The sequence below is a fragment of the Candidatus Rokuibacteriota bacterium genome (assembly GCA_030647435.1).
Taxonomy (GTDB): domain Bacteria; phylum Methylomirabilota; class Methylomirabilia; order Rokubacteriales; family CSP1-6; genus AR37.
This window is the reverse complement of sequence record JAUSJX010000008.1, coordinates 54792-78540: the sequence shown is the minus strand read 5'-3', so window position 1 is coordinate 78540 and position 23749 is coordinate 54792. Positions and strand designations below refer to the sequence as shown.

The following is a 23749-nucleotide window of genomic DNA, read 5'->3' as shown; positions in this document are numbered from 1 at the left end:
CCGATGATCGACTTCGCGCAAAATTCGATCGACGGGATGATGATCGGATCGTCGTATGGGCTGCTCGCGCTCGGGTTCACACTGATCTTCGGCGTCATGCAACGGCTCAACCTGTCCTATGGTCCATCGATCATGGTGGGGGCCTATCTCGGCACGTTGGTGTACCTGAATCTCGCCGTCGGTCCGATCGCGGTCGCGGCCGTGACGGTTGTGGGCGCGGTGCTCGCCGGCATCTATGTCGAACGGCTGTGCTTCGCGCCGATGGCGGCCGGCGCCGGCATCGCATCAATGGTGTCGAGCTTCGCGATCTGGATGCAACTCGAACAGGCGGCCATTCTGCTCCTGCCGCGCCACACGTATCCGTTCCCGCCGCTCACAACCGGTGCGCCGCTGGCACTGGGCCCGTTCCTGTTGCGGGCCGACCACGTGATCATGCTGGTGTGCGCACTGGGATTGTCAGCGGGGTTGCAGCTGCTGCTCTACCGCTCCCGCTACGGCCTCGCGCTGCGCGCCATCATCGGCAATCCGGTGGCCGCGCATCTGGTCGGCATCAATGTCAAGACCGCCGTTCGCTTGGCCTTTGCCGTTGCGTCCGCGATCGGCGGGATCGCCGGCTACCTGGTGCTCGCCACCGACCAACAAATCACCCCGATGTTCGGCATGTGGGCGACGTTCAAGGGCCTAATCGCCATGATGATCGGCGGGCTGGGCTCAATACCGGGGGCGATTCTGGGGGGATTGCTGCTGGGTGTTCTGGAAGCGCACAGCCAGTCGTATTTCGGGCCGCAAGTTCGCGATCTCGCCGCCTATATGCTGCTGTTCGTGTGTCTGGTGCTGCGGCCGGGCGGATTGCTTGGCGAGGCACCGACGCGCGAGACAATGGTCGACCACGGGAGCGCCTGACCGATGGACGATTATCTGATCGGCGTGCTTTCAAACATCGGCGTCATGTCGTTCCTCGCGCTATCGGCCTATCTCCTGTTGCTGACGGGCGAAATCTCGTTCGGGCAGCAGGCGTTCTTCGCCATCGGCGCCTATGCTGCCGGGATCGCGACCGCGCTGTGGGGCTGGCCGCTCGCGGCGGCGCTTGTATGGGGCGCCGCAACCGGCGGCGCGGCGGCGGTGCTGGTCGGCGTGCCGACGCTCCGACTGCACGGACTGTATTTTGCGATAGCGACGCTGGCATTCGCCGAGATGGTGCGGTTGCTGTTCGAATTGTTCCGGTATCAGATTCCGATTGACGGCGAGTTGGTCGGTCCCAATGGCGTCGACGGCTTCGGCAACATCCGCTATATCTTCGAACACGAGGTCGGGCCAATGCAATTCTTGCTGGTGATCTACGGCCTGCTGGCCGCCGCATTGGCCGGCTTCATGCTGCTGGAGCGTTCGCGCCTGGGCGTTGTCTTTCGAATGGTCGGCGCGGACGAAGTGCTTGCCGAGCTGAACGGCGTCGCCGTCGCCCGTCACAAGACGCTCGCCGCCTGTATTGCCGGTGCTATCGCGGGAGTGGGGGGCGGGCTCTATGCGCATCTGACCACCTATGTCGAACCGCGTATCTTTGACGTGATGCTTGGCGTGCACAGCCTCGCCTACGGCCTTATCGGCGGGCTTGGCACCGCATTCGGCCCTCTGCTCGGCGTGCTGATCGATATCGGCGTCTTGGAATCGATCAGAGCGTTCGCGGGTTATCGGATGATCATCTTTGGCGGCCTGGTCGCAATCCTGCTGATCTTGCGCCCGCGCGGCCTGCTTGACGAACCGGTCGTGCATCATATCGGACGCGCGTGGCGTCGTGTTCGGGATCGGGTCTTGCGATCGACGCGGCAGCCGGCGGCGAGAGGCGGATGAGACGAATGACGCGGTGCCCATGACGGCAGTAGCACGTTCGCAACTATGTTCTGCGCTGACGATCGTGGTCTGTTGTGCAGGCGCGCTCAGCGCTGCGGAGGTGCGAGCCAAAGCCGAGGTGACGTGTCAGCCGACTGGCAAACCGTTGCAATATGACTGCAGCATCCGCCTCACGCACGCTCGCACCGACGCGCCGCTGACCGATGTCACGGTGATGGTTGGCGCCGACATGCCGTCGATGCCGATGATGCACAATGTACGGCCGATGAAGGCGACGGTCGGCCGCGAGGCTGGTTCGTATGAAGCCCGCCTCGACCTCGAAATGCTCGGCGACTGGGCCGTGCGCCTGGATCTTATTGGCAAAGTGCGTGACCGGGTGGTGAAGGTCATGCGTTTTGAGGAAGATCGCGTAAGCGCCGCCAACGCGCCGGCGAAACCGTCATCTCCGCAGAAACATTGAGCGCATGGGAAACACGAAGCAGGCGCTGGCCTTCGTGGCCAGCCCGAAAGGTCATCTCGTCGGTCGCAATCAGGCGCGCGCGATCCGGTCGGCCAGCTCCCGCGCCCAGGCCGCGGGCTCGGCGGACATCACCAGCTTCTCCGCCCCGCCCTCGCCGAAGGAGCGAGTGGCATCGATGCCGAGCTTCGCGGTCAGCCCCTCGGGGCTTGCCGAGGGATCGAGGATCGCGCCGAGGCTCCCGCTGATGACGACCAGGTCCCGATCGGCCTGGACCCGCGTCGCCATGGCCCACAAGACATCCGACTCGTCGAACACGTCGATGTCGTCGTCCACGATGACCACGAGCTTGAGGTAGTGATCCACGCCGAGGACCACCGAGATGGCGTGCTTGGCCTCGCCGGGGCGCGTCCGCTTGATCGACACGTACGCGGTGAACGACGCGCCGCCTGACATCGGCACGTGCACGGCGCGCACCCCCGGGACCACGCGGCGGAGCGCGTTGCTGATCTCGGCCTCGCGCAGGACGCCGAGCGGGAGGATGTGGTCGGGCGCCCGTCCGGAGGCGATCGACTGGAACCACGCGCCCTGCCGCAGCACGATGGCGCGCGCCACGAACACATTGTCGGTGCTCCGCCGGGAGAAGTAGCCGGTGAACTCTCCGAAGGGGCCTTCAGTCTCGCGCACGCCGGCGAGGATCTCGCCTTCGATCACGATCTCGGCCCAGGCCGGGACGTCGAGCTCGACCGTCTCCGCCCGCCGAAGCTGCATGGGCTCCCCGAACAGCCCACCGACCACCTCGAACTTGGAGATCTCAGGCGCCGGATAGGAGAGTGACCCCATCCCGACGGCAGGATGCAGCCCGATGACGATGGCGCAGTCGAGGCTCCGCCCCGCCTTTTCCGCCCGCTGCTGGAACTCGTACATCCGCCGGCGCGAGTGCAGGCTCACTCCCAGCCGGTTCGGCCCCTTGACCTGGAAGCGGTGGAAGCCCGCGGTGGACACGCCGGTTGCCGGGTCCCGCGCGGTGAGGAGCCCCGCCGTCAGGTAGGGACCTCCGTCACCCGGAAAATACGTCGGGATGGGCAGGGCACCCAGGTCGACCGCATCATCACCACGCTGGACGTCCACAGGGAATGGCGGGCGGTCGAGGACGACGGGCTTGAGCGGCTCCTTCAGCCGCTTGGCGTACTCCTCCGGGAGCTGCGCCAGGCCGACACCGAGAGCCGTCGCGAGCCCTCGCCGGCTCGCCATGACATTCGACACCACGGGAATCGAGTGGCCGCGGACCTGCTCGAAGATCAGCACGGGGAACCGCCGCCGCCGCTCCAGCTCGAGCGCCAGCGCCTGGGTCTGGTACGCGAGGTCCACGGGCTCGCTGATGCGCACCACCTCGCCAGGCTGGGCCTGCTCGAGCGCCGACACGAAGCCGCGGAGGCTCTGGCGCGTCCCGTCGTCACTCATCGGTCGAGGCATGGCGGGATTCTACACCGGGCTCACGAGGCCGGGCGCGGTACGATCGCGGGCGCCTTCCGCTGCGCCAGCCAGACGGCGGCCAGGCACGCCACGCCGAGGACGTCGCTGATGGCGCCCGGGAAGATCAGGAGCAGGGCGCCACCCAGCAGCACCCCCCGCTCCCACAGGCGCGTCGGGCCGTGGAAATATCCGATGAGCCCGGCGCCGAGCATGACGATGCCGATCGTCGCCGACAGCGTGCGCCACACGATCGCCAAGGGGCTCGACCCGAGCATCAGGAGCGCGGGGTCATACGCGAAGCTGAACGGGATGATGAACCCGGAGAGCGCCAGCATCATGGCCGTCCACTGCGTGCGCCACACGTCGGCACCCGCGATCGAGGACGTCGCGTAGGTGGAGATGGCGGTGGGCGGCGTCAGGTCCGCCAGGATGCCGAAATAGAACACGAACATGTGCGCCACGAGCTTCGGCAGGCCGAGCTGCACCAGGGCCGGGGCGGCCATGATCGACGTGATGATATAGGTGGCTGACGTGGGAAGCCCCGTCCCTAGGACCAGCGCCGCGATCATGGTGAGCACGAGCGTCGCCAGCATGTTCCCGCCGGAGATCCCGAGGATCCCGCTCGCCAGCTTGAGGCCGAGCCCGGTGGCCGACACCACCCCCACCACGATCCCGACGGTGGCGCAGGCGAGCGCGACGGGCATCGCGTTCTTGGCACTCTCGACCAGGATCGACATCATCTGTCCGAACCTGATGCGCGTCTCGCTCCGCACCCAGCTCGCCGCCACTCCGGCCACGAGGGCCCAGAAGCCCGCGAACATGGGCGAGCGGCCCTCTACGATGAAATACACGAGCACCGCGGGCGCGGCCAGCAGGTGGAAGTCGCGCTTGAGCACCGCGCCGAGCCTCGGAAGGTCCGCCCGCAACATGACGGGGAGCCCCTGGCGCTTCGCCTCGAAGTGGACCATCACACCGACGGCAACGAAGTAGAGGATGCCGGGGATGGTCGCGGCAAACGCGATGGTCGCATAGGGCACGCCGAGCGTCTCGGCCATGATGAAGGCGGCCGCCCCCATCACCGGCGGGATGAGCTGGCCTCCCATGGACGCGCAGGCCTCGACCCCCGCTGCGAATTCGGGCCGATAGCCGGCTCGCCGCATGAGCGGAATGGTGAAGGCGCCCGTGGTCACCGCGTTGGCGATGGCGCTTCCGTTGATGGTGCCGAAGAGCCCGCTCGAGATCACCGCCACCTTGCCGGCGCCTCCCCGCGTGTGCCCCGCGACTGCCAGCGCGCTGTCGGTGAAGAAGCGCAGCAGGCCGCCGTGCGACATGACGCCGCCGAATAGCACGAAGAGGAAAATGTACGTGGCCGACACGAGGGTCGGCACCCCGAACACCCCCTGCATGGTGAGCATCTGCGTATCGAGCAGTTTGAGGAAGGTTTCCCCGCCGTGGGAGAGAAAGCCGGGCAGCTGGGGTCCCGCGAAGGCGTAGGCCACGAAGAGGAGGGCCAGGACCACGAGGGACGGCCCGATGTGGCGGCGCGCGGCTTCCAGGAGGAGCAGCACGAATAGCACACCGACGGCGACGTCGCCGCGCGCGGGATCGTCCACCAGCGCCATGCGGGATGTCAGTCGCGCGTTCTGGGCGACATAGTACGCGGCGCACGCCAGCGCCAGGAGTGCACATCCCGCGTCGAGCCACCGGAGCGACGTCGGGCGCCGAGCCAGCTTGGCGGCCGCGGCCGCCGAGTCGGGACTGGGCGGCACCAGGAAGCCGAGCGCCACCGCGGAAGCCACGTGCACCGGCAACTGGATCAGCAGATCGAACGTGCCCAGTGCCGCCGTGTAGAGCTGGAAGAGCGACCAGGCTCCGGCGAGCCATCGGGCGCTCCGGGCGACCGGGTCGGCGGCTATTTCATCCACCCCTTCTCCCGGTATGCGCGCTCGGCTCCGGCGTGAAGGGGAAGACCGACCTTGGCGGGCTGCCAGGCCGTGGCCGGGTCGAAGTCCTGGAGCCCGGCATGGCCGCGCACCAGCGCGTCCTTGTTCTCGATAATCGTCTTCGTCACCGTGTACGCGATGGCCTCCGGCAATTCCTTGTTGGTGATGACGACGGTGGGAAAGCCCACGGTCTTGACCGGCTCCGTCTGGCCCTTGAACGTGTTGGCCGGCATGGTGGCCGGCGTGTAGCCCAGCGGGGCGAGGCCCCGGATCGTCTCATCGTCGAGCCCGAGGAACTTCACGTCGGATGAGTTCGCGATCTCGTTGACCGACGGATGCTTGGCCGTGATCACCGCGATCAGCATGTCGACCCGGCCGTCCCGGAACGAATCGACGATGATGTTGTAGCCGACGTGGGCCGTCGAGCCGCCCCAGCCCTTGAGATCGGCGTAGGTCAGCCCCTCGGCGCGAAGGAGCTGACGCGCCGCGAACTCGCCCAGCGAGCCGACCGGCTGCGAGACGAGCTTGACGGGCAGCTTTTTGTCCTTCATCTCCTTGAGCGAGTTGACCGGTAACTTCTTGCTCGCCACGGCCACGAGGTAGTAGGTGTCGAGACCGCCGGCGAGCGCGCGCAGATTATCGAGCTTGGTGTCGTACGCCTCCTTGCCCTCCCACGCCCAGCGGTTGGTCACGGTGAAGGAGAGCCCGAGCGGCGTTTCGTTCTTGGCCACGAGCCGGGGATTGCCGACGCCGCCCGCCCGCGGCTTGACGTCGATGTTGGAGCCGGGCGGCAAGGACTTCCGGAGCAGCTCGGCGATGGTGGCGCCATACACGTACCAGGCGCTGCCGGTGTCCAGGGTGGAGAACGCCAGGTTGACCGGTTGCTGAGCCGGGGCAGCCGGCGCCCACGTGAAGATCAGCAGCGCCGCCGCCGCCCAACACCTTGCGAATAGCTTCATGAGCTGTTCCTCCCGGCCGCAGTATATCCTACGCGCTGGAGCCGGGCTCAGGCCCGGTTCACCAAGTAGACACCCGCCGCGATGACGGCGCCGCAGACGGCGACGGCGGCCGTGATGGGCTCGCCGAGGAAGATCCAGGCGAGCAGGGCGGCCAGGACGGGCGTGAGGTAGGAGTAGGTCGCGGCCGCGCCCGCCGTCACCCGCTGGAGGCCGTAGGAGAAGAGCTGGTTGGAGCCGATGGTCACGATGAGGGCCATCGCGATGACGAGCGTCCAGGCGAGCGGGCTCATGGCCGCGGCCGCGCGCGCGACCGTCACCGCGTGAGTCGGGCCGGTGACGAGAAGGAGCGCGACAGTGCCGGCGAGCGCCGCGTGGATGGTCACCTGCGTCACGCGGTGGCGGCGCAGCAGGTCCTTGAAGCAGAGGATGTAGACGACCCAGGCCAGCGAGTTGGCGACCATGAAGCCGATGCCGAGGGCGTCGTGCTCGCCGCCGGCGCTCGGATGGCGCCCGAGCAGCACGAGGGCCGCCGTACCGGCGAGCGCCAGCGCGAGCCCCGCCACCTGCCTGCGCGTCGCGCGCTCGCCCAGCAGCAGCGCGCCCAGCAGCAGCACCCAGGCGGGCTCGGTCATCCGCACGAGCGCCGTGTTCGCGACCGAGGTGTAGATGAGCGCCCAGTAGAGCGTCAGGCTGAACGCGGGCACGAGCGCGACGCCCGCGACCAGGAGGAGCGCCCACTCGCGCGGGGTGTAGCGGGGCGCCCGCCGCCAGGTCGCCGCGGCGTACGGGACGTAGAAGAGCGCGGCCAGCAGGAAGCGCAGCCAGGTCAGGGTGAGGGGATCGATCTCCCTCAGCACCACCTTGACCATGATCGAGTTGGACGCCCAGATCAGGATGGCCAGCAGCAGGGCCGCGGCGGCCGTCACAACGTCTGCTTGTACGCGCTTCCGCCCTTCATGATCAGGTGCAGGTTGTCCTGGTTCTGGAAGACGCGAAGGTCCTTGAGCGGGTTGCCCTTGACCGCGATCAGGTCGGCGTACTTCCCTGGCTCGACCGTGCCGATCCGGTCTTCCATGCGGAAGATCTCGGCGTTCACGCGCGTGGCCGAGAGGAGGACCTCCATCGGCTTCATCACCTGGCCCTTGAGCTCGAACTCCACCGTGCGCTGCGCCTGCATGTCCCCCAGCAGGTCGGAGCCCGAGCCGATCTTGCAGCCCGCGCGGTAGGCGTGGGTCAGCCCCTCGACGCTCTTCTCGCGGGCCATGTTAATCTTCTGGATCTGGTGCTCGGTGATGCCGTAGCTCTTGCCTTCGCGCGAAATCGCTTCATAGGTGACCATGGTCGGCACGAGATAGGCGCCGGCCTTCTTGATCTCCCTGGCGCCGGCCTCGTCGATCAGGTTGCCGTGCTCGATGCAGCGCACACCCGCCTGGAGCGCGGCGCGTACGGCCGAACCCGAGTACGCGTGGGCGAGGACGTACTTGCCGACGGCGCGCGCCTCTTCGACCGCGGCGCGCATCTCGTCCACGGTGTACTGCGTGGTGTCCAGCTCGTCGGAGGGCGACATGGCGCCGCCCGAGGCCATGATCTTGATCTGGTCCACGTCACGGCGCAGTTGCTCGCGCGCGGCCTTGCGGACTTCGTCGGGCCCGTCGGCGATGGCGCCGATCATGCCGTAGCAGCAGTCGATGGGCTCGATCCACTCTGCGCGCCGCCGCTTGTCGCCGTGGCCGCCCGTCTGCGAGAGCACGCGCCCGGAGACCAGCATGCGCGGCCCAGGGTAGAGCCCGCTCGAGACCGCCTCGCGGAAGCCGTAGTCGGCTCCGCCGGCGTCCCGCACCGTGGTGAAGCCCTGCTGGAGCGCCTGCTCGATGCGCCGGAGCGTCTTGGCCCCGATCAGGCTCGGCGGGTTGTAGCGGTGCTGCTCGGCGATGTTGCCCTCGACGGCGCACATATGAACGTGGGCGTCCGTCAGGCCGGGCATGAGCGTCCGGCCCTTGAGGTCGAGCGTCTCGACCTTGCCCTTGAGCGGCCCGACACGGCCCGAGCGGATGACATCCTTGATGCGCTCGCCCTCGACGACGACGGCGGCGCCGTCGACGGGCTCCTTGCCCGTGCAGTCGATCAGGAACGCGTTCGTCAGGACCGTGATGGACATGGCCGCTCCGTTACCGCTTCGCGATCTTGGCTTCGTACATCCAGACCTTCTCATCGGCGCGCGGCTGCCAGTCGATCCAGTTGGCGACGCCGTAGAGGTCGTGCTGCTGCCAGAGGAAGACCCACGGCGCCTCGTTCGCCACGATGAGCTGGATCTCGGCCCAGGCCTCGAGCCGCTTCTTCGGGTCGACGATGGTGATGGCTGTGGCGATCTTGTCCTCGAGCAGCTTGTTGCCGCCGTAGGAGGAGTAGGTCATCGAGCCCTGGAAGAGCTGCTCGATCGTGCCCTGCGCATCGAGCGCCGGGCCCCAGCCGAGGAAGAACATGTCGCCCGTGGCGCGGTTCTTGATCTTGTCGAGGTGCGTGCCCCACTCGTTGACCACGACATTGGCCGTGATGCCGATGCGGCCGAGCTGGGAGGCGATGGCCTGCGAGATGTCCTTGTCGAGCGGGTAGCGGCCCGAGGGCGTGTCGAGCGTCAGGACGAGCCGGCCCGGGTCGATGTTGGCGCTCTTGAGCAGAGCCTGGGCCTGCTTGACGTCGTACTTGAGGCACTGGACCTTGGGCGAGAAGTCCACGTTGATGGGCGACAGCGGGCCGCACATCTTGCTCGCCCGGCCGCGAAGCACCTGCTGGATCAGCTCGTCCACGTTGATCGCGTGGCTGATGGCCTGCCGCACCCGGATGTCCTGCATCGGCCCGGGCTTCAGCGTGACCAGCGCCAGGTAGTTGATGCGCGAGGAGACCGTCGCGCGCACCGTCGCCTTGCCGCTCCGGTCCACGAGGTCCGTGGCGTGCGGCGGCACGTCCTTCATGATGTCGATCTCGCCGGCGAGGAGCGACGCGAGCCGGGCGCTGAATTCCGGGATGAACCGGAATGTCACGGTCTTCAGCTCGGCCTTGCCCTTCCAGTAGTCGTCGTTGCGCACGACGACCAGCTTCTCGTCGCGCACCCACCGGCCGAACTTGAATGGGCCCGTGCCGACCGGCTTGGCGAGGAGCCCCTGCGGGCCTTCGGCCTTCAGCGCCTTGGGCGGCATCATCAGCATGTCGGTCGCCGAGATGCGGTCGATCAGCCCCGGCCAGGGTTTCTCGGTGATGAAGCGCACCGTGTAGGGATCGACGATCTGGACCTCTTTCACGAGGCTCCAGCGCGAGGCGTAGTGCGTCTTGTTGGCCGGGTCCTTGATGTAGTCCATCGTCGCCTTGACGCTCTGGGCGTCGAAGGGCTCGCCGTTGTGGAACTTCACACCCGAGCGCAGCGAGAACTCCCACGTCGTGTTGTCCACGACCTTCCACGACGTGGCGAGCATGGGGATGGGCTTGTAGGTCTTGGGATCCCGGTCCACCAGCCGGTCGTACATGTGCTCGACCATGTTGTTGGTGGTCCAGTCCACGATGGTGTTCGGCAGGAGCGTCCGCGGCTCGGCGGCGAAGGCGACCACGACCTCCTCGGCCTTCATGCGGCTCTGTGCCGCGGCCGGGAGCGCCGGGGCCAGGAGCGCCGCGAGCACCACGAAGAATTTCAGGAATCGCATCAGCCGGTCCTCCTCGTTCCTAGAGTGTCTTGACGTATCGGCGCATCCGCTCGTCGTGCCGGTAGCCCGACGCGGCGAGCGAGTCCCAGAAGTCCGTTGCCCATGGATGATCGCTCTCGACCAGGACCGAGATCCGTCTCGCGCCCATGCGGTGCAGGCGACGCTCGGCCTCGCCGACCAGCGCCCGCGCAATGCCTCGCCGCCGGTAGGCGGGGAGCACGGCCAAGCGGTAGATATTACCCCGCCAGCCGTCCCATCCGCCAATGACTGTGCCGACGAGTCTGCCGTCGGTCTCGGCCACCAACAGGACGGCCGCGGCCTCGCCGAGGAGCTTCATCACCTCGTCGCGCGTGTCGGTGGGGCTGGGCGTGGCGTCGGCCTCCTGCCAGAGTGCTAAGACCTGCGTGGCCTCCTCGGGTCTCGCCTGACGGATGGCGGCGGCGTCTGCCATCGCCTACACCCGGAACTTGGGGTCGAGGACGTCGCGCAGCCAGTCCCCGACGAGGTTGACGCCGAGCGCCGTCAGCGCGAGCGCCGCGCCCGGGAAGGCCGCGAGCCACCACGCGATGTAGAGAAAGTCGCGGCTCTCGGACAGCATGCTGCCCCATGCAGGCGTCGGCGGCTGCACGCCGAAGCCGAGGAACGAGATGGCCGCCTCCGCCACGATGAACTGCGAGAACTGCAGGCTCGCCACGATGATGATGGACGGTGCTACGTTGGGCAGGACGTGGCGGAACAGGATGCGGGCGCGCCCCGTGCCGAGGGCCGCCGCGGCCTGGATGTAGTCGCGCTGCTTCACCGAGAGCACCTCGCCGCGCACGACGCGAGCATAGACGACCCAGCCCGCCGCGGCCAGGCTGATGATGATGTTGCGCAGCCCGAGGCCCACGATGGCGTTGATGGTCAGCGCCAGCAGGATGAAAGGGAAGGAGAGCTGGACGTCGCAGAGGCGCATGAGCGCCTGACCGGGCCAGCCGCCGAAGAAGCCGGCGAGCAGTCCCAGGACCCCACCCACGATGGCGGTCAGCAGGACGGTGCAGAGGCCGATGAAGAGCGCGACGCGCGCGCCGTAGAGCACGCGCGAGAGCGTGTCGCGCCCGAGCTGATCCGTGCCGAGGGGATGCCCCGGCGTGCCCGGCGGCTTGAGGCCCTGGCTCAAGTCGGCCTTGACGGGATCGTGAGGCGCCAGCACCGGGGCGGCGAGCGCCGCCAGCACCGCCAGCGCCGCGAGCGTGAGGCCGAGGAAGCCGAGCCCGTTGCGCCGGAGCGCCGCGCCGCTCACAGCGCTACCTCGCGGCGGGTGCGCGGGTCGAGCCATCCATAGAGAAGATCAACCGCGAGGTTAATCAAAGTATACGTGACCGAGATCACGAAGACCGCGGCCAGCACGACGGGGAAGTCGCGGTTCTGGAGCGCCTGGACCGTCAGCCGCCCGAACCCGGGCCACGCGAAGATGGTCTCGGTGATGACGGCGCCGCCCAGGAGCTGGCCCGTCTCGAGCCCGGCGAGCGTCACGATCGGGATGGCCGAGTTCTTGAGCGTGTGCTTGCCGATCACGATCCACTCGGCGAGCCCCTTGGCCCGCGCCGTCAGCACGTACTCCTCGTTCAGCGTGTCGAGGACCGACGAGCGCGTGAGGCGCGCGATGCGCGCCGCGTAGAAGGACGCCAGCACCACGCACGGCATGACGAAATGGGCCGGGCCGCCGATGCCCCCTGTCGGCAGCCACCCGAGGCGCACGGAGAAGAAATAGATCAGCATGAGCCCGAGCCAGAAGCCGGGGATGGCCTGACCCAGGACAGCCGCACCCATGCCGACGTAGTCGAAGAGACTGCCGCGCCTGGTGGCGGAGAAGATACCGACGGGTATCGCGAGGCAGAAGGTCAGGAGGAGCGCGGTGACGCCCAGCTCGAGCGTGGCGGGCAGGCGCTCGAGCACGAGGCGGAGCGCGTCGCGCCTGTAGCGGAGCGACTCGCCGAAGTCGCCTCGCACGGCGCCCGAGACGAAGCGCGCGTACTGGACAGGCAGGGGATCGTTGAAGCCCAGACGCTGGCGGAACTCGTTGACGTCCTTGGCCTGGATGTCCATCGGCAGGAAGAGCAGCACCGGGTCGCCCGACAGCCGCACCAGGAAGAAGACGGCGGTCAGCGAGAGGAAGACGACGAGCGCCGTCTGGGCGAGGCGCGAGACGAGATAGGCACGCACCTTAGGTCAGCGCTTCGAGAGCGGGTGATTCTATTGCCGGAACTCCTGGTCGAGGATCTCCGTGATGAAGCGGTCGAGGGAGACCGGGTAGAACCGCACGTTGGGCGCCATGATCACGCCGGTGTTGATGATCTCACGCATCGCCAGCTCGTCCATGGCCCGCTCGATCTGGGCCTGCGGGTTGCGGTCCGAGCGCTGGATGTTGAGGTCCTCGCTCTCGAGCGTTACCTGGTGGCGCGAGGAGTACATGAAGGAGAAGACGCGCGCCACCAGCGTCTCGTCCATCACCTCGTGCTCCTTGAAGAGGTCGCCGTAGGTTTGCCCGGCGCGCCCCGGCGCCAGCACCAGGCGCGGCGAGACCTTGATCTTGCCGCGGATCTCGACGGAGCGGTGCGGCTGCTCCTCCTGCGGGCCGACGAGGATGTAGGGCAGGATGTGGTAGCCGGCGATGATGCCGGTGATGGGCTTGCGCAGGATCTCCGTGCGCTCGAAGAGGTGCTTGAGGAACTCGGGATCGTGGCGTTCGCCGAACATATCGCGCTACCCGCGGAACACGGAGACTTCCATGCAGTCGAAGCCGAAGTCGTACTCGCGGCTCGTGTACGGAGCGCCGCCCCGCACGTGGGACAGGTAGGGTTTCACGTCGCGGCGGTAGATGCCGGTGTTGTCCGCGATGATGAGGGCGCCCTTGACGAGCCGCGGCTCGACGGCCTTCAAGTAGTCGAGATAGTCTTCCTTCTTCGCGTCGAGCAGCATGAAGTCCACGGGGCCCCGCAGGAACGGCAGCACGCGGAGCGCGTCGCCCACGACCACCTTGACGCGGCCCTTGAGCCCGGCGTGGTCGGCGTTCGACTGGCAGAACTTGGCGAGGTACGGGTTGTTCTCGAGGCACGTGAGCCTGCCGCCGCGCGGCATGTTGCCCGCGATCAGGATCGCCGAGTAGCCGAAGAGCGAGCCGACCTCGATGCCGCGCGTGGGCGCGTGCTTGGCGAGGAGCCGCTTGATCACGCGCCCCTTCTCCTTTCCGATGACGGGGATGTGCCACTCGGTCACGGCCCGGTCCATCAGCCGCAGCATCTTCTCGGCGCGCTTGTTCATCGCGAGGCCCCCTCACCCTGCCCTCTCCCCCGATGGGGGAGAGGGTTTCGAGGGGCTCCTGCTTCGCCAGAAGGGCGAGGGCTCCGGAGGGCTCCCTCTCCCCTCAGGGGAGAGGGTCGGGGTGAGGGGTGGTGGTCCATGATCATCGCGCGGCCAGGCGCGACTGGACGCCGTCGGGCAGGGGATAGCGCCGGCTCCACTTGCCCGCCTTGACGATCTGGCCCGGCAGCGCGCGCCCGACGATCTCCTGGACACGCGTGGAGACGCCGACCAGCGCGTCGAGGTCGATGCCCGTCTCGACACCCATGGCCCAGAGGCAGTGGACGAGGTCCTCGGTGCAGACGTTGCCCGAGGCGCCGGGGGCGAAGGGGCAGCCGCCGAGCCCGCCGATCGAGCCGTCGAAGTTGGTCACGCCCATCTCCATGGCGGCCAGGATGTTCGGGATCGCCATCGCGCGCGTGTCGTGGGTGTGGAGGGTCCACTCGACCTTGGGGAAGCGCGGCATCAGGTGCTCGAGCACTCGTGAGACTTGGGCCGGATTGGCCATGCCCGTGGTGTCGGCGAGGCCTATTCCCTTCGCTCCGAGGTCCACCAAGCGCGAGACGACGGACTCGAGCTGCGCCACGGGCACCTCGCCCTCGAAGGGGCAGCCGAAGGAGCACGAGATGCCGGCGTAGACGGGCTTGCCACCTCGGTGCGCGACCTCAGCCGTCGCCTTCAACTTGACGATGGACTCGGCGATGGACATGTTGACGTTGGCGAGGTTGTGGCTCTCGCTGGCCGAGACCACGGTGTGGATGTCGTCCACGCCCGCGTCCACGGCGCGGACAGCGCCCTTGTCGTTGGGCACGAGCGCCGAGTAGCGCGTCCCCGGGCGCCGCGTGATCCCCGCCATCACCGCCTCGGCGTCCTTGAGCTGGGGCACGACCTTGGGCGAGACGAAAGACGTCACCTCGATCCGCGGCATCCCCGTGGCCGAAAGGAGATTGACCACCTCGATCTTCTGCGCGGTCGGGATGAAGTCGGGCTCGATCTGGAACCCGTCCCGCGTCCCCACCTCGCAGACCGTCACGCGCTTGGGCAGCTTCATGGTGTCTCCTCACGCTCCGAAGGTGAACGTGCTCCCGACCGAGCTTACCACCAGCTCCTTCGGCAGGTGCACGCCCATCTGGATAATGGCCTCGAGCCCTGTGCAGTGCTGCGGGATCAGGTAATCCACGCCGAGTGCGCGGAAGGCGTCCACGACCTGGGTGATGCGCTCTCCGGCGAGGCCGGAGAGGTGGAAGCCGCCGATGACGGCGTGGACCTTTGGCACGCCCGAAACCTTGACGGCGTGACGGCAGATCCCGACGATCCCGCGGTGCGAGCACGAGGTCACGACGACGAGACCGCGGCCCCTGACGTTGGCGATGAGCGTCTGCTCGCCGATGAAGGTGTCCTGGACGACTAGGCCGTCGCGCTCGACCTTGAGCGAGGGGGGAATGACCTCGAAGGGCGCCGTCTCGTGCATCTCACCGCTCAGCAGCACGCCTTCGGGCAGGAGCGTGGGCGTCTCGACGACGCGCACGTCGAGGTCGTAGCGCTCGAGCTCGTCGCGATCCAGGCGGCCGATGTACACGCGCGCGTTGTTGCGCTCGTTGAAGCGCGGTAGGAAGTGGTCGCTGCCGCCGTAGAAGACGAGGTCCTTCTTCATCCGCCCGCGGTAGGTCTTGAGGAAGCCGCCCAGCCCTCCGTAGTGGTCCATGTGGCCGTGGCTCAAGGCGATGGCGTCCACTTGTCCCGCGTCGAGCCCGAGCTCGAGGAAGTTGTGGGTGTAGCTCTCCCCGGTGAGCCCGAAGTCGAAGGCGATGCGGCGCGTCTCGCCGCCGCGCGCCACCTCGACCCAGTGGCCGAGCCCGTGCTCGGCCTTGAGCGTGGGAATGCGCCGCGCCTGCGGTTGGTTGAAGCGCTTGGCGACCTTCTCGTCTGCCCGCAGGCTGTCGATGAAGTTGTCCACCACCGTGGTGACGGACAGGCGGTCGATCTCAGACAGGCTCACCGCGGCCCCCTCACCCTGCCCTCTCCCCCGCGACGGGGGAGAGGGATAAGAATAGTCTTATCACGCAGTACTTCTTTGTTCGGATCCCTCTCCCCCAATGGGGGAGAGGGCAGGGTGAGGGGGAGACAGGGCTCGCGCATCGTCTCGGCTAGTACGAGCGCGGCATGCCGAGGACGTGCTCCCCGACGTAGGCCATGATCAGGTTGTTGTTGATCGGCGCCGCGCGGTAGAGGCGCGACTCCCGGAACTTGCGCTCGATGTCGTACTCCTCGGCGAAGCCGTAGCCGCCGTGGCAGTCGATGCAGGCGTTGCCGGCGTCGATGGCCGCCTCGGAGGCCAGGTACTTGGCCATGTTGGCCTCGGGCCCGCACGGGATCCCCGCGTCGAACATCTTGGCGGCCTTGGTGCGCATGAGGTCGGCGGCCTCGATCGCCATGTGCGCCTTGGCGATGGGAAACTGGACTCCCTGATTCGCGCCGATGGGCTTGCCGAAGATGACGCGCTGGCTCGAGTAGGCGACGGCCTTCTCGATGAACCACCTCGCGTCCCCGAGCGAGTCCGAGGCGACCAGGATGCGCTCGGCGTTCATGCCGTCGAGGATGTAGGAGAAGCCCTTGCCCTCCTGTCCCACGAGGCTGCCGGCGGGGATCTCCACGTTGTCGAAGAAGAGGGCGTTGGTCGAGTGGTTCATCATCATCCTGAGCGGGCGGACCTCGAGCCCCTTGCCCTTGAGATGCCTGATGTCGATGAGGAAGACGGACAACCCGTCGGTCTTCTTCTTGACCTGGTCCACGGGCGTCGTGCGCGCGAGCAGCAGCATCAGGTCGGACTGGAGCACTCGCGAGATGAACATCTTCTGCCCGTTGACCACGTAGCTGTCGCCCTTGCGGATCGCCGTGGTCTGGAGCTTCGTCGTATCGGAGCCCGCGTTGGGCTCGGTGACGCCGAAGGCCTGGAGGCGCAGCTCGCCCGTGGCGATCTTGGGCAGGAAGGTCTTCTTCTGCTGCTCCGAACCGTGGCGCAGCACCGTGCCCATGATGTACATCTGCGCGTGGCAGGCGCCGGCGTTGCCGCCCGAGCGGTTGATCTCTTCCAGGATCAGCGCGCCCTCCATGATCCCGAGCCCCGCCCCGCCGAATTCCTGCGGGATCAACACCCCGAGGTACCCCGCCTTGGTCAGGTCGTTGACGAGGGCGTCCGGATACTCGCGCTTGGCGTCGAGGTCGCGCCAGTACTCGGGCGGGTACTGCTTGCAGAGGTCGTAGACGGCGGCCTTGAGGGCCCGCTGCTCTTCGGTCAGCGTGAAAGACATGTCAGTCATACAGGACCCCTCACTAACTCAGCCCTCGCCTCGCCGCTTCGCGACTCAGCTCGAACTGCGACCCTCTCCCCAGCGGGGAGAGAGACATAGTGTTTACTTTCCTTTGAAGTTGGGCTTGCGCTTCTCGTTGAACGCTCTCACGCCTTCCAAGCGGTCTTCCGTCGTGACGGTGACGTTGTAGGCCTCGATGGCGAGCGCCATGCCGGTCTCGAGGTCGGTCTCGCTGCCCCAGTTGATGGCCTTCTTGGCCTGGCGCACCGCGACGGGGCCGTTCGCCGCGATCGCCGCCGCGATCTCGAGCGCCTTGGCGCGCGCCTGGCCGGCCGGCACGAGATGGTTCACGAGGCCGATGGCCTTGGCCTCTGCCGCGGGGACCCGACGCCCTGTGAAGATCATCTCTTTCGCGAGCGGCCCGCCGATGATGCGCGGGAGCAGCTGCGTCCCGCCGATGCCCGGGAAGATGCCGAGCGTCACCTCCGGCACGGCGAAGACCGCCGTCTCCGACGCCACGATGAAGTCGGAGAGCACGGCCAGCTCGCAGCCGCCGCCCATGGCGAAGCCCTCGACCGCGGCGATCACCGGCACGGGGCAGTGGAGCACGCGCGCGGCGCCCGCCTCGAAGATGACGTGCTGGGCGCGCCAGACTTCGTCGGTCATGCCCTGGCGCTCTTTGAGATCGCCGCCCACGCAAAAGGCCTTGGTGCCTGAGCCGGTGAGGACGACGACGCGCACCGCCTTGTCCCACTGGAGGGCATCGAAGCAGCGCAGCAGGTCCTCGCCCATGGCCGTGTTCATAGCGTTGAGCGCTTCCGGCCGGTTGAACTCGACGGTGACCACGTGGCCGTCCGGCCCGGCCGTGACGTTGAGCGTCTTATAGCTGGATGACATGGCGCGAGGCGAGCTCCGTGATGGCGGTCTGGTCGTATCCCAGCTCCGCGAGGACCTCAGCCGTGTGCTCGCCGAGCAGCGGCGGGACACGCGACACGCCGGGGCGCTCGCCGTCCCAGCGGATGGGAAGGCCCACCGCGCGATAGTCGGGCAGGCGCGGATGCTTGGCGGAGACCAGCATGCCGCTAGCGTCGGTTTGAGGGTCGGCGGCGACTCTGTCGAGAGTGAGGATGGGCGCGCACGGCACGCCCGCCTTCTGGAGTCGATCCAGCACGCCGGCGCTCGTGAGCGCGCGCGTGACGGCCGAGAGCGCGTCGAAGAGCTCCGCGCGATGGGCGACGCGCGCCGGGTTGTCAGCGAAGCGCGGGTCCCGGGGCAGGCTGGGGACGCCAAGCCCCTCGGAGGCCTTCGCGAAGAGCGCATCCGACCCGGCGGCGATCATGACCCAGGCATCGCGCGTGGGGAAGGCCTCGTACGGGCAGATCATCGCGGTGCCCGAGCCCTGGGGCTGCGGGACCTCCCCGGTGCCGAAGTACTGGTTCATCTGGAAGACGCTCCAGGCCAGCGCCGTCTCGTACAGCGCCGTCGTCACGTTGGCGCCGCGGCCGGTGCGGTCGCGCTCGCGCAGCGCCCCCAGGATGGCGATGGCCGCCCACATCCCCGTCCCCATGTCCACGATGGAGACAGGCACGCGCGCCGGCGGCTGGCCCGGATGCCCGTTGACGGACATGATGCCGCCCAGCGCCTGCATGAGCGGGTCATAGCCCGGGCGATCCTTGAGCGGACCATCAGTGCCGAAGGCGGTGACCGAGCAGTAGACGAGCCGCGGGTTGATCCCATGCGCCCGCTCCCAGCCCAGCCCCAGCTCCTCGACGGCGCCGGCGCGAAGGGACTGGACGAGCACGTCGGCGCGGGCGATGAGTCGCTCGAGGACGGCGCGCCCGTCGGCCTGCTTCATGTCCACGGCGAGGCTGCGCTTGTTGCGGTTGACGCTCATGAAGGTAGCGCTCTCCTCGCCCCAGTAGGGCGGCGCCCAGGCGCGCGCGTCGTCGCCCCGTCCGGGGCGCTCCACCTTGACCACCTCGGCCCCCATGTCGCCCAGGATCTGGGTGCAGGTGGGGCCGGCGACGTTCTGGGTCAGGTCGGCGACGAGGAGTCCGGCCAGCGGGGCGTCCATGGGAGGTTGATTATAGCGCGCGCGCGGCGAGGCCATGCGAGACGATGGACCGGCTCGTCAGACTCTCACGCCGGCACGACGGTTAGCTTGAAGCGTCGGACCTCGCGAATCGCGGCGAAGTCTCTCGCATTGCATCTCAGAAGACGCGGCGGAACTTGCCTTTCCCGCGCCCCGCCCGGAGCGCGTGGTCGATGTCGGCCTCCGTCACCACGAGGTCGAGCGCGCGGTCGAGCGTCTCCGTCTCCGTCCGCGCTCCAAGCGCTCGTCGCGCGCGATCGAGCTTCCTCTGATCGAGCTGCACGTGCTTGTGCCGCAACGCGCTCGCTGGCATGGCCCCCGCCCGAGTCACTCGGGTGTGCGGGGCGAGGGGGGCGCCGCACTCGAAGCAGAAGCGCGACTGCGGTGGGTTCTCGTGCTGGCACCGGAGGCACTTCATGCCGGAGTCACGACAGGCCCCGCACTTCCTGACCGGCGGAATTGCAGAAATTCTGCTAATATGATGCTGGAGGTGGATCGATGGCTTCTCGCACGCCTGGCACGACGACGACCCTGATCGTCTCTCCGCGGGGCCAGATCACCTTGCCCAAACCCGTGCGCGCACGCCTGCGGCTCGCCCCAGGCTCCGTCCTGCTGCTGCGGGAGGAGGCCGGGAAGATCGTCCTGGATCCCGCTGCGGTGACCCCAGTCTCGCTCTATTCCGACGAGGAGATCGAGCGCCTGGTCGGGGCGGATCGCGCCAACCCGCGTGAGCGGGCGGCGCTCCGCCGGCGCTGGGGCCTGAAGGCGGGCGTGCGGCGCCGTCGCAGTCGTGGCTGACCTCCGTGTTTTCCTCGACGCCAACATTCTCTTCACCGCCGCATACAGCCCGGACGGCCTCTCGCCGCTCCTGATCGAGCTGGGAGCGGCCGGCCGCGTCACGCTCCTGACCTCGCCCCTTGCGATCGTCGAGGCCGAAAGGAATTTCGAGGCGAAGCGACCGGCGGCGCTGCCCACCCTACGGAGGAGCCTTACCGCCGTTCGCGTCGTCAGAGAGGCGGCGCCGGCCGACGTCGAGCGCCTGACGCCTCCGGAGCTGTCTTCGAAGGATCGGCCACTCCTCGCGGTGGCAATCGTCGCCCACGCCACCCACTTCGTGACGGGCGACGTGGCGCACTTCGGACGCTGGATTAATCGGCGCGCCCGGCTGCCGCTCCGGGTCATGACGCCACGGCAGTTCCTCACGGAAGTGCACCCATGATCGCCTCCGCCTGCTCCAGCCAGAAGCGCATGTCCATCTCGCCGTACAGCGTTGTCGCGATGGTGAGGTGCTCGTGCCCCTCCTGCCGCTTGCCGGTGCGCTGGTAGAGCTTGCCGAGGCCGAGATGGCAATGGGCGACGAGCGGGCGCATGCCGAGCTCGTCGGCCAGGGCAAGGGCCTGACGGTAATGCGCCATGGCTTCCTCGGAGGCGGGCGGCTCCCGCCGGGCGGCCAGGTCGCCGATCAGGTGGAGGGCGTCGGCCTCCACTTCGCGCCTGGTCCGCTGGTGACACATGTCAAGGGCTTCCCGCGCGCACCTCGAGGCGTCCTCCGAGCGCCCGGCCGACAGGTAGGCCTGTCCCAGTGAGACCAGCGTGTAAGGATCCAGGCTGCTCGTCGACTCTCCAGCCGCGACCGCCTCCTCGAGCAGAGCGACAGCCTCCGTGGTGCGACCGTCGAGCGTGTAAGCCACACCCAGGGAGGCGGAGGACCATTGAATCACGTTGTGGACTCCCCGTTCTCGGGCGAGCGCGAGGCTTCGTGTGCACAGGTCGATGGCCCTGTTCACATCACCGCGACAGCATTAGACACGACCCAGCCGACCGAGCGTCCACGCAATGGGGGCAGAGTGACCCAGGTCCTCCGCCATGCGCAGGGCCTCTTCCCCGCGCCGGACGGCTTCCTGGTACCGCCCGGTCGTGGTCAGCACCCGAACGAGGTTCTCCAGGATCCTGCGCCGGAGCCAAACGCTATCGGGGTCACCGGTTCCCGCCGGCAGGGAGTCGAGCGCGAGCAAAGCCTGCGTCAGCAGGGCCTCGGCAAGACGCGTGTCGCCTCTGATGAAGTGAACGGAGCTTAGCTCCATTCCGGCGAGCGCATTCGACCGAGCGTCACCGACTTCCTTCGCAAGGGCAAGGGCTCTCTCACCAATTTCCACCGCGTGATCGTCTTGGCCGGTCGCGCGCAGGGGTCCGACAGTCCGCGCCAGCACGTCGGCAAGTCTCGCGCGGTCACCGACCTTCTCGGCGAGGAGCGCGGCGGCGCGCAGATGCTCGAGGAGCTGCGGGTATTGGGAGAGAATCACGAGAGGATCCGACAGGTCGCGGCAGACGAGGTCAATGCGGAGAGCCGCATTCTCGGCGGTGTCGGGCAGCCGCGTGAGGATCTCCACCGCCTGCTCGAGGAAGGCCACCGCCTGCCGGTATACCGACCGGGCTCTAGCATTTCGTCCCGCCTGCCAGAGGTGGGTTACTGCCTTCTCCCACGCTTCCCCTCGCACCGAGTGATGCGCTAGCCGCTCCGCCTGCTCGCTCAGGCGGCCGGCGTAGTGGTGCTCCATGGCCTCGCCGATGGCCGCGTGGATCTCCCGGCGGCGATCGTGAAGGAGGCCTCCGTAGGCGACCTCGTGGGTGAGAGCGTGCCTGAACGTGTACTCAAGGTCGGGGAAGAGGCTCGTCTCGCAGAGAAACTCGGCCGCCTGCAGATGCGTGAGCCCCCGCTGCACCGCATCCTCCGCCGCCTCCGCCACGGCGTGGAGGAGCACGAAGGGCACGTCCTTGCCGATGACCGAGGCCGTCTGGAGCAGCTGCTTGTCTTCTGCCGGGAGCCGGTCGATCCGGGCCGCCAGGATCACCTGCACGGTCGCCGGGACCTCGATCGCCTGGATCGGCCGGGTCAGACGATACGCGCCGCGCTCCCCGGTGAGTGCCTGCGTCTCCACCAGCGTCCGGATGCTCTCTTCGATGAAGAAGGGGTTCCCGCGTCTGACCAGCAGTCGCTTGAGGGGCTCCAGCGCCGGGTCGTCGCCCAGGAGGGCGCTCAGCAGCTCGCCCGCACTCTCGGGCGGGAGCGCATCGAGGCGGAGCTGGCTGTAGTAGGTCTTGCTCACCCAGCCATGCTGGTACTCGGGCCGGTAGTTGACCAGCAGGAGGACCCTGGCCGTGGGCAGACTCTCGATCAGGCCGTCGAGCACGGCCTGCGTCTCGGCATCGATCCAGTGCAGGTCCTCGAAGACCACGAACACCGGTTGCCCCTGGCTCTCCCGGAGCAGGAGGTGCTTGACGGCGTCGAGGGTGCGCTGCCGGCGCTGGGCGGGATCGAGCGCCTGCCAGTGGGCGTCATCGACAGGCACATCGAGGAGGGCCAGCAAGGCGGGCAGGATCGGCTCGAGGGTGCGATCCAGCGTGAGGAGCTTGCCGGTCACCTTCTCGCGAATCTCGCGGTGGGTCTCGCGCTCGTGCACCTTGAAGTAGCTCTTGAGGAGGTCGATGACGGGCAGGTAGCTGGTCGCCTTGCCGTAGGACACCGAGCCCGCTTCCAGGATGAGCCAGTCCTGAGTCCGGTGGGAGTGGGTGAACTCGTAGACGAGGCGGGACTTCCCCACACCGGGTTCCCCCACGACGGCGACGAGCTGGCCGCGCCCGTCGTCCGCGAGGGCGAGCGTCCGGCGGATCTGCTCGATCTCGGCGGCTCGGCCGACGAACCGCGTCAGTCCCCGCGCGGCGGCCGCGTGGAGCCGGGTCCGCTGCGCGCTCGCTCCGGTGAGCGCGTAGATCTCCACGGGGTCCGGCAGGCCCTTGACCGCGACCGGCCCACGGGCGGCGACCTGCACGTAGCCTTCGGCGAGCTGGAGTGTCGCGGGGGCGAGCAGGATCGTGCCGGGCGTCGCCATCTGCTCCATGCGGGCGGCCAGGTGGGTCGTCTGACCGACCGCCGTATAATCCATGTGCAGATCGGACCCGATGGCGCGGACGACCACCTCGCCGGAGTTGAGCCCCACGCGGATCTGGATGGGCACGCCCTGCGAGCGGAGGACACCCTCCGCGTACTGCGCGACGGACTCCTGCATGCGCAGCGCGGCATAGCACGCCCGCACGGCGTGATCTTCATGGGCGAGCGGCGCGCCGAAGAGCGCCATGATGCCGTCGCCCATCACCTGATTCACGGTGCCCTCGTAGTGATGGACGGCGTCCATCATCAGCGTGAGGACGGGATCGAGAATCTTGCGCGCCTCTTCGGGATCACGGTCGGCGAGCAGCTCCATGGAGCCCTTGAGGTCGGCGAAGAGGACCGTGACCTGCTTCCGCTCGCCCTCCAGGGCGGCCTTCGAGGTCAGAATCTTCTCCGCGAGATGCTTGGGGCTGTAGGACTCAGGTGATACGAAACGCTGCGCGCTCGCTGCCGAGCCGGACCCGTTGAGGGCGTGACCGCACTGGTTGCAGAAGAGGCTGCTGGGAGCGTTGCCGTGGCCGCAGGACGGGCAGGTCAGATCGAGGCGGACGCCGCAGGCGTTACAGTACCTCGCCTCGGAAGCGTTCTCATGCTGGCACCGGGAGCACTTCATGCCGTCGCCTCCACCTGGCGGGTCGGTCGGAACGTGCGCAAACAGTAGCCCGCGCGGGGAAGGC

The 23749-nt window shown here is 68.0% G+C and carries 24 protein-coding genes; 5 read left to right on the top strand and 19 right to left on the bottom strand.

The features are described from left to right. The first annotated feature begins 3 nt into the window (after positions 1-3). Genes Q7W02_01575 through Q7W02_01565 form a run of 3 tightly spaced genes read left to right on the top strand, consistent with a single transcriptional unit; the run spans position 4 to position 2308 of the window. Positions 4-903 carry a branched-chain amino acid ABC transporter permease gene (locus Q7W02_01575; GenBank protein MDO8474878.1) on the top strand — a complete coding sequence of 300 codons (900 nt, stop codon included), beginning with the start codon at positions 4-6 and terminating at the stop codon, positions 901-903. A gap of 3 nt (positions 904-906) precedes the next feature. After that, the gene (locus Q7W02_01570; protein MDO8474877.1) at positions 907-1848 is read left to right on the top strand and encodes a branched-chain amino acid ABC transporter permease; all 942 of its coding nucleotides are present in this window, start codon (positions 907-909) and stop codon (positions 1846-1848) included. Between the two features lie 19 nt (positions 1849-1867). Further along, positions 1868-2308: a FixH family protein gene (locus tag Q7W02_01565; protein MDO8474876.1), complete on the top strand. Its 441-nt coding sequence runs from the start codon at positions 1868-1870 to the stop codon at positions 2306-2308. Positions 2309-2377: 69 nt separating this feature from the next. Here Q7W02_01565 and Q7W02_01560 read toward each other — a convergent pair whose 3' ends face one another. From Q7W02_01560 to Q7W02_01480, 17 genes are all read right to left on the bottom strand, one after another. Then, positions 2378-3781, bottom strand: coding sequence for a UbiD family decarboxylase (locus tag Q7W02_01560; protein ID MDO8474875.1), 1404 nt, complete (start codon positions 3779-3781; stop codon positions 2378-2380). Positions 3782-3801: 20 nt separating this feature from the next. Beyond that, on the bottom strand, positions 3802-5706 hold the full coding sequence (locus Q7W02_01555) for a TRAP transporter permease (protein ID MDO8474874.1): 1905 nt from the start codon (positions 5704-5706) through the stop codon (positions 3802-3804). After that, positions 5694-6683 carry a TAXI family TRAP transporter solute-binding subunit gene (locus Q7W02_01550; GenBank protein ID MDO8474873.1) on the bottom strand — a complete coding sequence of 330 codons (990 nt, stop codon included), beginning with the start codon at positions 6681-6683 and terminating at the stop codon, positions 5694-5696. Before Q7W02_01550 ends, Q7W02_01555 begins: the two co-directional genes overlap by 13 nt. Positions 6684-6730: 47 nt before the next feature. Next, the gene (locus Q7W02_01545; GenBank protein ID MDO8474872.1) at positions 6731-7609 is read right to left on the bottom strand and encodes a DMT family transporter; all 879 of its coding nucleotides are present in this window, start codon (positions 7607-7609) and stop codon (positions 6731-6733) included. Continuing rightward, entirely contained in the window at positions 7606-8841 is a 1236-nt protein-coding gene (locus Q7W02_01540; protein ID MDO8474871.1) for an amidohydrolase family protein, read from the bottom strand. Before Q7W02_01540 ends, Q7W02_01545 begins: the two co-directional genes overlap by 4 nt. Before the next feature lie 10 nt (positions 8842-8851). Beyond that, positions 8852-10378: an ABC transporter substrate-binding protein gene (locus tag Q7W02_01535; protein MDO8474870.1), complete on the bottom strand. Its 1527-nt coding sequence runs from the start codon at positions 10376-10378 to the stop codon at positions 8852-8854. 19 nt (positions 10379-10397) lie between these two features. After that, positions 10398-10829 (bottom strand): GNAT family N-acetyltransferase, encoded by a 432-nt coding sequence (locus tag Q7W02_01530; protein MDO8474869.1) that lies wholly within the window; start codon positions 10827-10829, stop codon positions 10398-10400. Between the two features lie 3 nt (positions 10830-10832). Next, complete coding sequence (locus tag Q7W02_01525) at positions 10833-11660, bottom strand: ABC transporter permease (protein MDO8474868.1); 828 nt, start codon at positions 11658-11660, stop codon at positions 10833-10835. Continuing rightward, complete coding sequence (locus Q7W02_01520; protein ID MDO8474867.1) at positions 11657-12583, bottom strand: ABC transporter permease; 927 nt, start codon at positions 12581-12583, stop codon at positions 11657-11659. Before Q7W02_01520 ends, Q7W02_01525 begins: the two co-directional genes overlap by 4 nt. Before the next feature lie 30 nt (positions 12584-12613). Next, entirely contained in the window at positions 12614-13117 is a 504-nt protein-coding gene (locus tag Q7W02_01515; GenBank protein MDO8474866.1) for a hypothetical protein, read from the bottom strand. A gap of 6 nt (positions 13118-13123) precedes the next feature. After that, positions 13124-13681: a class I SAM-dependent methyltransferase gene (locus Q7W02_01510; protein MDO8474865.1), complete on the bottom strand. Its 558-nt coding sequence runs from the start codon at positions 13679-13681 to the stop codon at positions 13124-13126. A 142-nt stretch (positions 13682-13823) separates the two neighbouring features. Next, on the bottom strand, positions 13824-14765 hold the full coding sequence (locus tag Q7W02_01505) for a hydroxymethylglutaryl-CoA lyase (GenBank protein MDO8474864.1): 942 nt from the start codon (positions 14763-14765) through the stop codon (positions 13824-13826). A 15-nt stretch (positions 14766-14780) separates the two neighbouring features. Beyond that, the gene (locus tag Q7W02_01500) at positions 14781-15719 is read right to left on the bottom strand and encodes an MBL fold metallo-hydrolase (GenBank protein ID MDO8474863.1); all 939 of its coding nucleotides are present in this window, start codon (positions 15717-15719) and stop codon (positions 14781-14783) included. 148 nt (positions 15720-15867) lie between these two features. Further along, the gene (locus tag Q7W02_01495; protein MDO8474862.1) at positions 15868-17031 is read right to left on the bottom strand and encodes an acyl-CoA dehydrogenase family protein; all 1164 of its coding nucleotides are present in this window, start codon (positions 17029-17031) and stop codon (positions 15868-15870) included. A 102-nt stretch (positions 17032-17133) separates the two neighbouring features. Then, positions 17134-17928 (bottom strand): enoyl-CoA hydratase-related protein, encoded by a 795-nt coding sequence (locus tag Q7W02_01490; protein ID MDO8474861.1) that lies wholly within the window; start codon positions 17926-17928, stop codon positions 17134-17136. Continuing rightward, complete coding sequence (locus Q7W02_01485; protein MDO8474860.1) at positions 17912-19105, bottom strand: CoA transferase; 1194 nt, start codon at positions 19103-19105, stop codon at positions 17912-17914. The genes Q7W02_01490 and Q7W02_01485 overlap by 17 nt, the downstream gene beginning before the upstream one ends. A gap of 136 nt (positions 19106-19241) precedes the next feature. Beyond that, positions 19242-19436, bottom strand: coding sequence for a hypothetical protein (locus tag Q7W02_01480; protein ID MDO8474859.1), 195 nt, complete (start codon positions 19434-19436; stop codon positions 19242-19244). A gap of 185 nt (positions 19437-19621) precedes the next feature. On the opposite strand from Q7W02_01480, the gene Q7W02_01475 reads away from it, so the two are divergent. Further along, positions 19622-19921, top strand: a complete 300-nt coding sequence (locus Q7W02_01475) for an AbrB/MazE/SpoVT family DNA-binding domain-containing protein (protein MDO8474858.1) — start codon at positions 19622-19624, stop codon at positions 19919-19921. After that, positions 19914-20342 (top strand): PIN domain-containing protein, encoded by a 429-nt coding sequence (locus Q7W02_01470; GenBank protein MDO8474857.1) that lies wholly within the window; start codon positions 19914-19916, stop codon positions 20340-20342. The genes Q7W02_01475 and Q7W02_01470 overlap by 8 nt, the downstream gene beginning before the upstream one ends. Here Q7W02_01470 and Q7W02_01465 read toward each other — a convergent pair. Together Q7W02_01465 and Q7W02_01460 are read right to left on the bottom strand one after the other, a co-directional pair. Continuing rightward, positions 20323-20844 carry a tetratricopeptide repeat protein gene (locus tag Q7W02_01465; GenBank protein MDO8474856.1) on the bottom strand — a complete coding sequence of 174 codons (522 nt, stop codon included), beginning with the start codon at positions 20842-20844 and terminating at the stop codon, positions 20323-20325. The genes Q7W02_01470 and Q7W02_01465 overlap by 20 nt on opposite strands. Positions 20845-20925: 81 nt before the next feature. Continuing rightward, on the bottom strand, positions 20926-23685 hold the full coding sequence (locus tag Q7W02_01460) for an adenylate/guanylate cyclase domain-containing protein (GenBank protein MDO8474855.1): 2760 nt from the start codon (positions 23683-23685) through the stop codon (positions 20926-20928). Between the last annotated feature and the right edge of the window lie 64 nt (positions 23686-23749).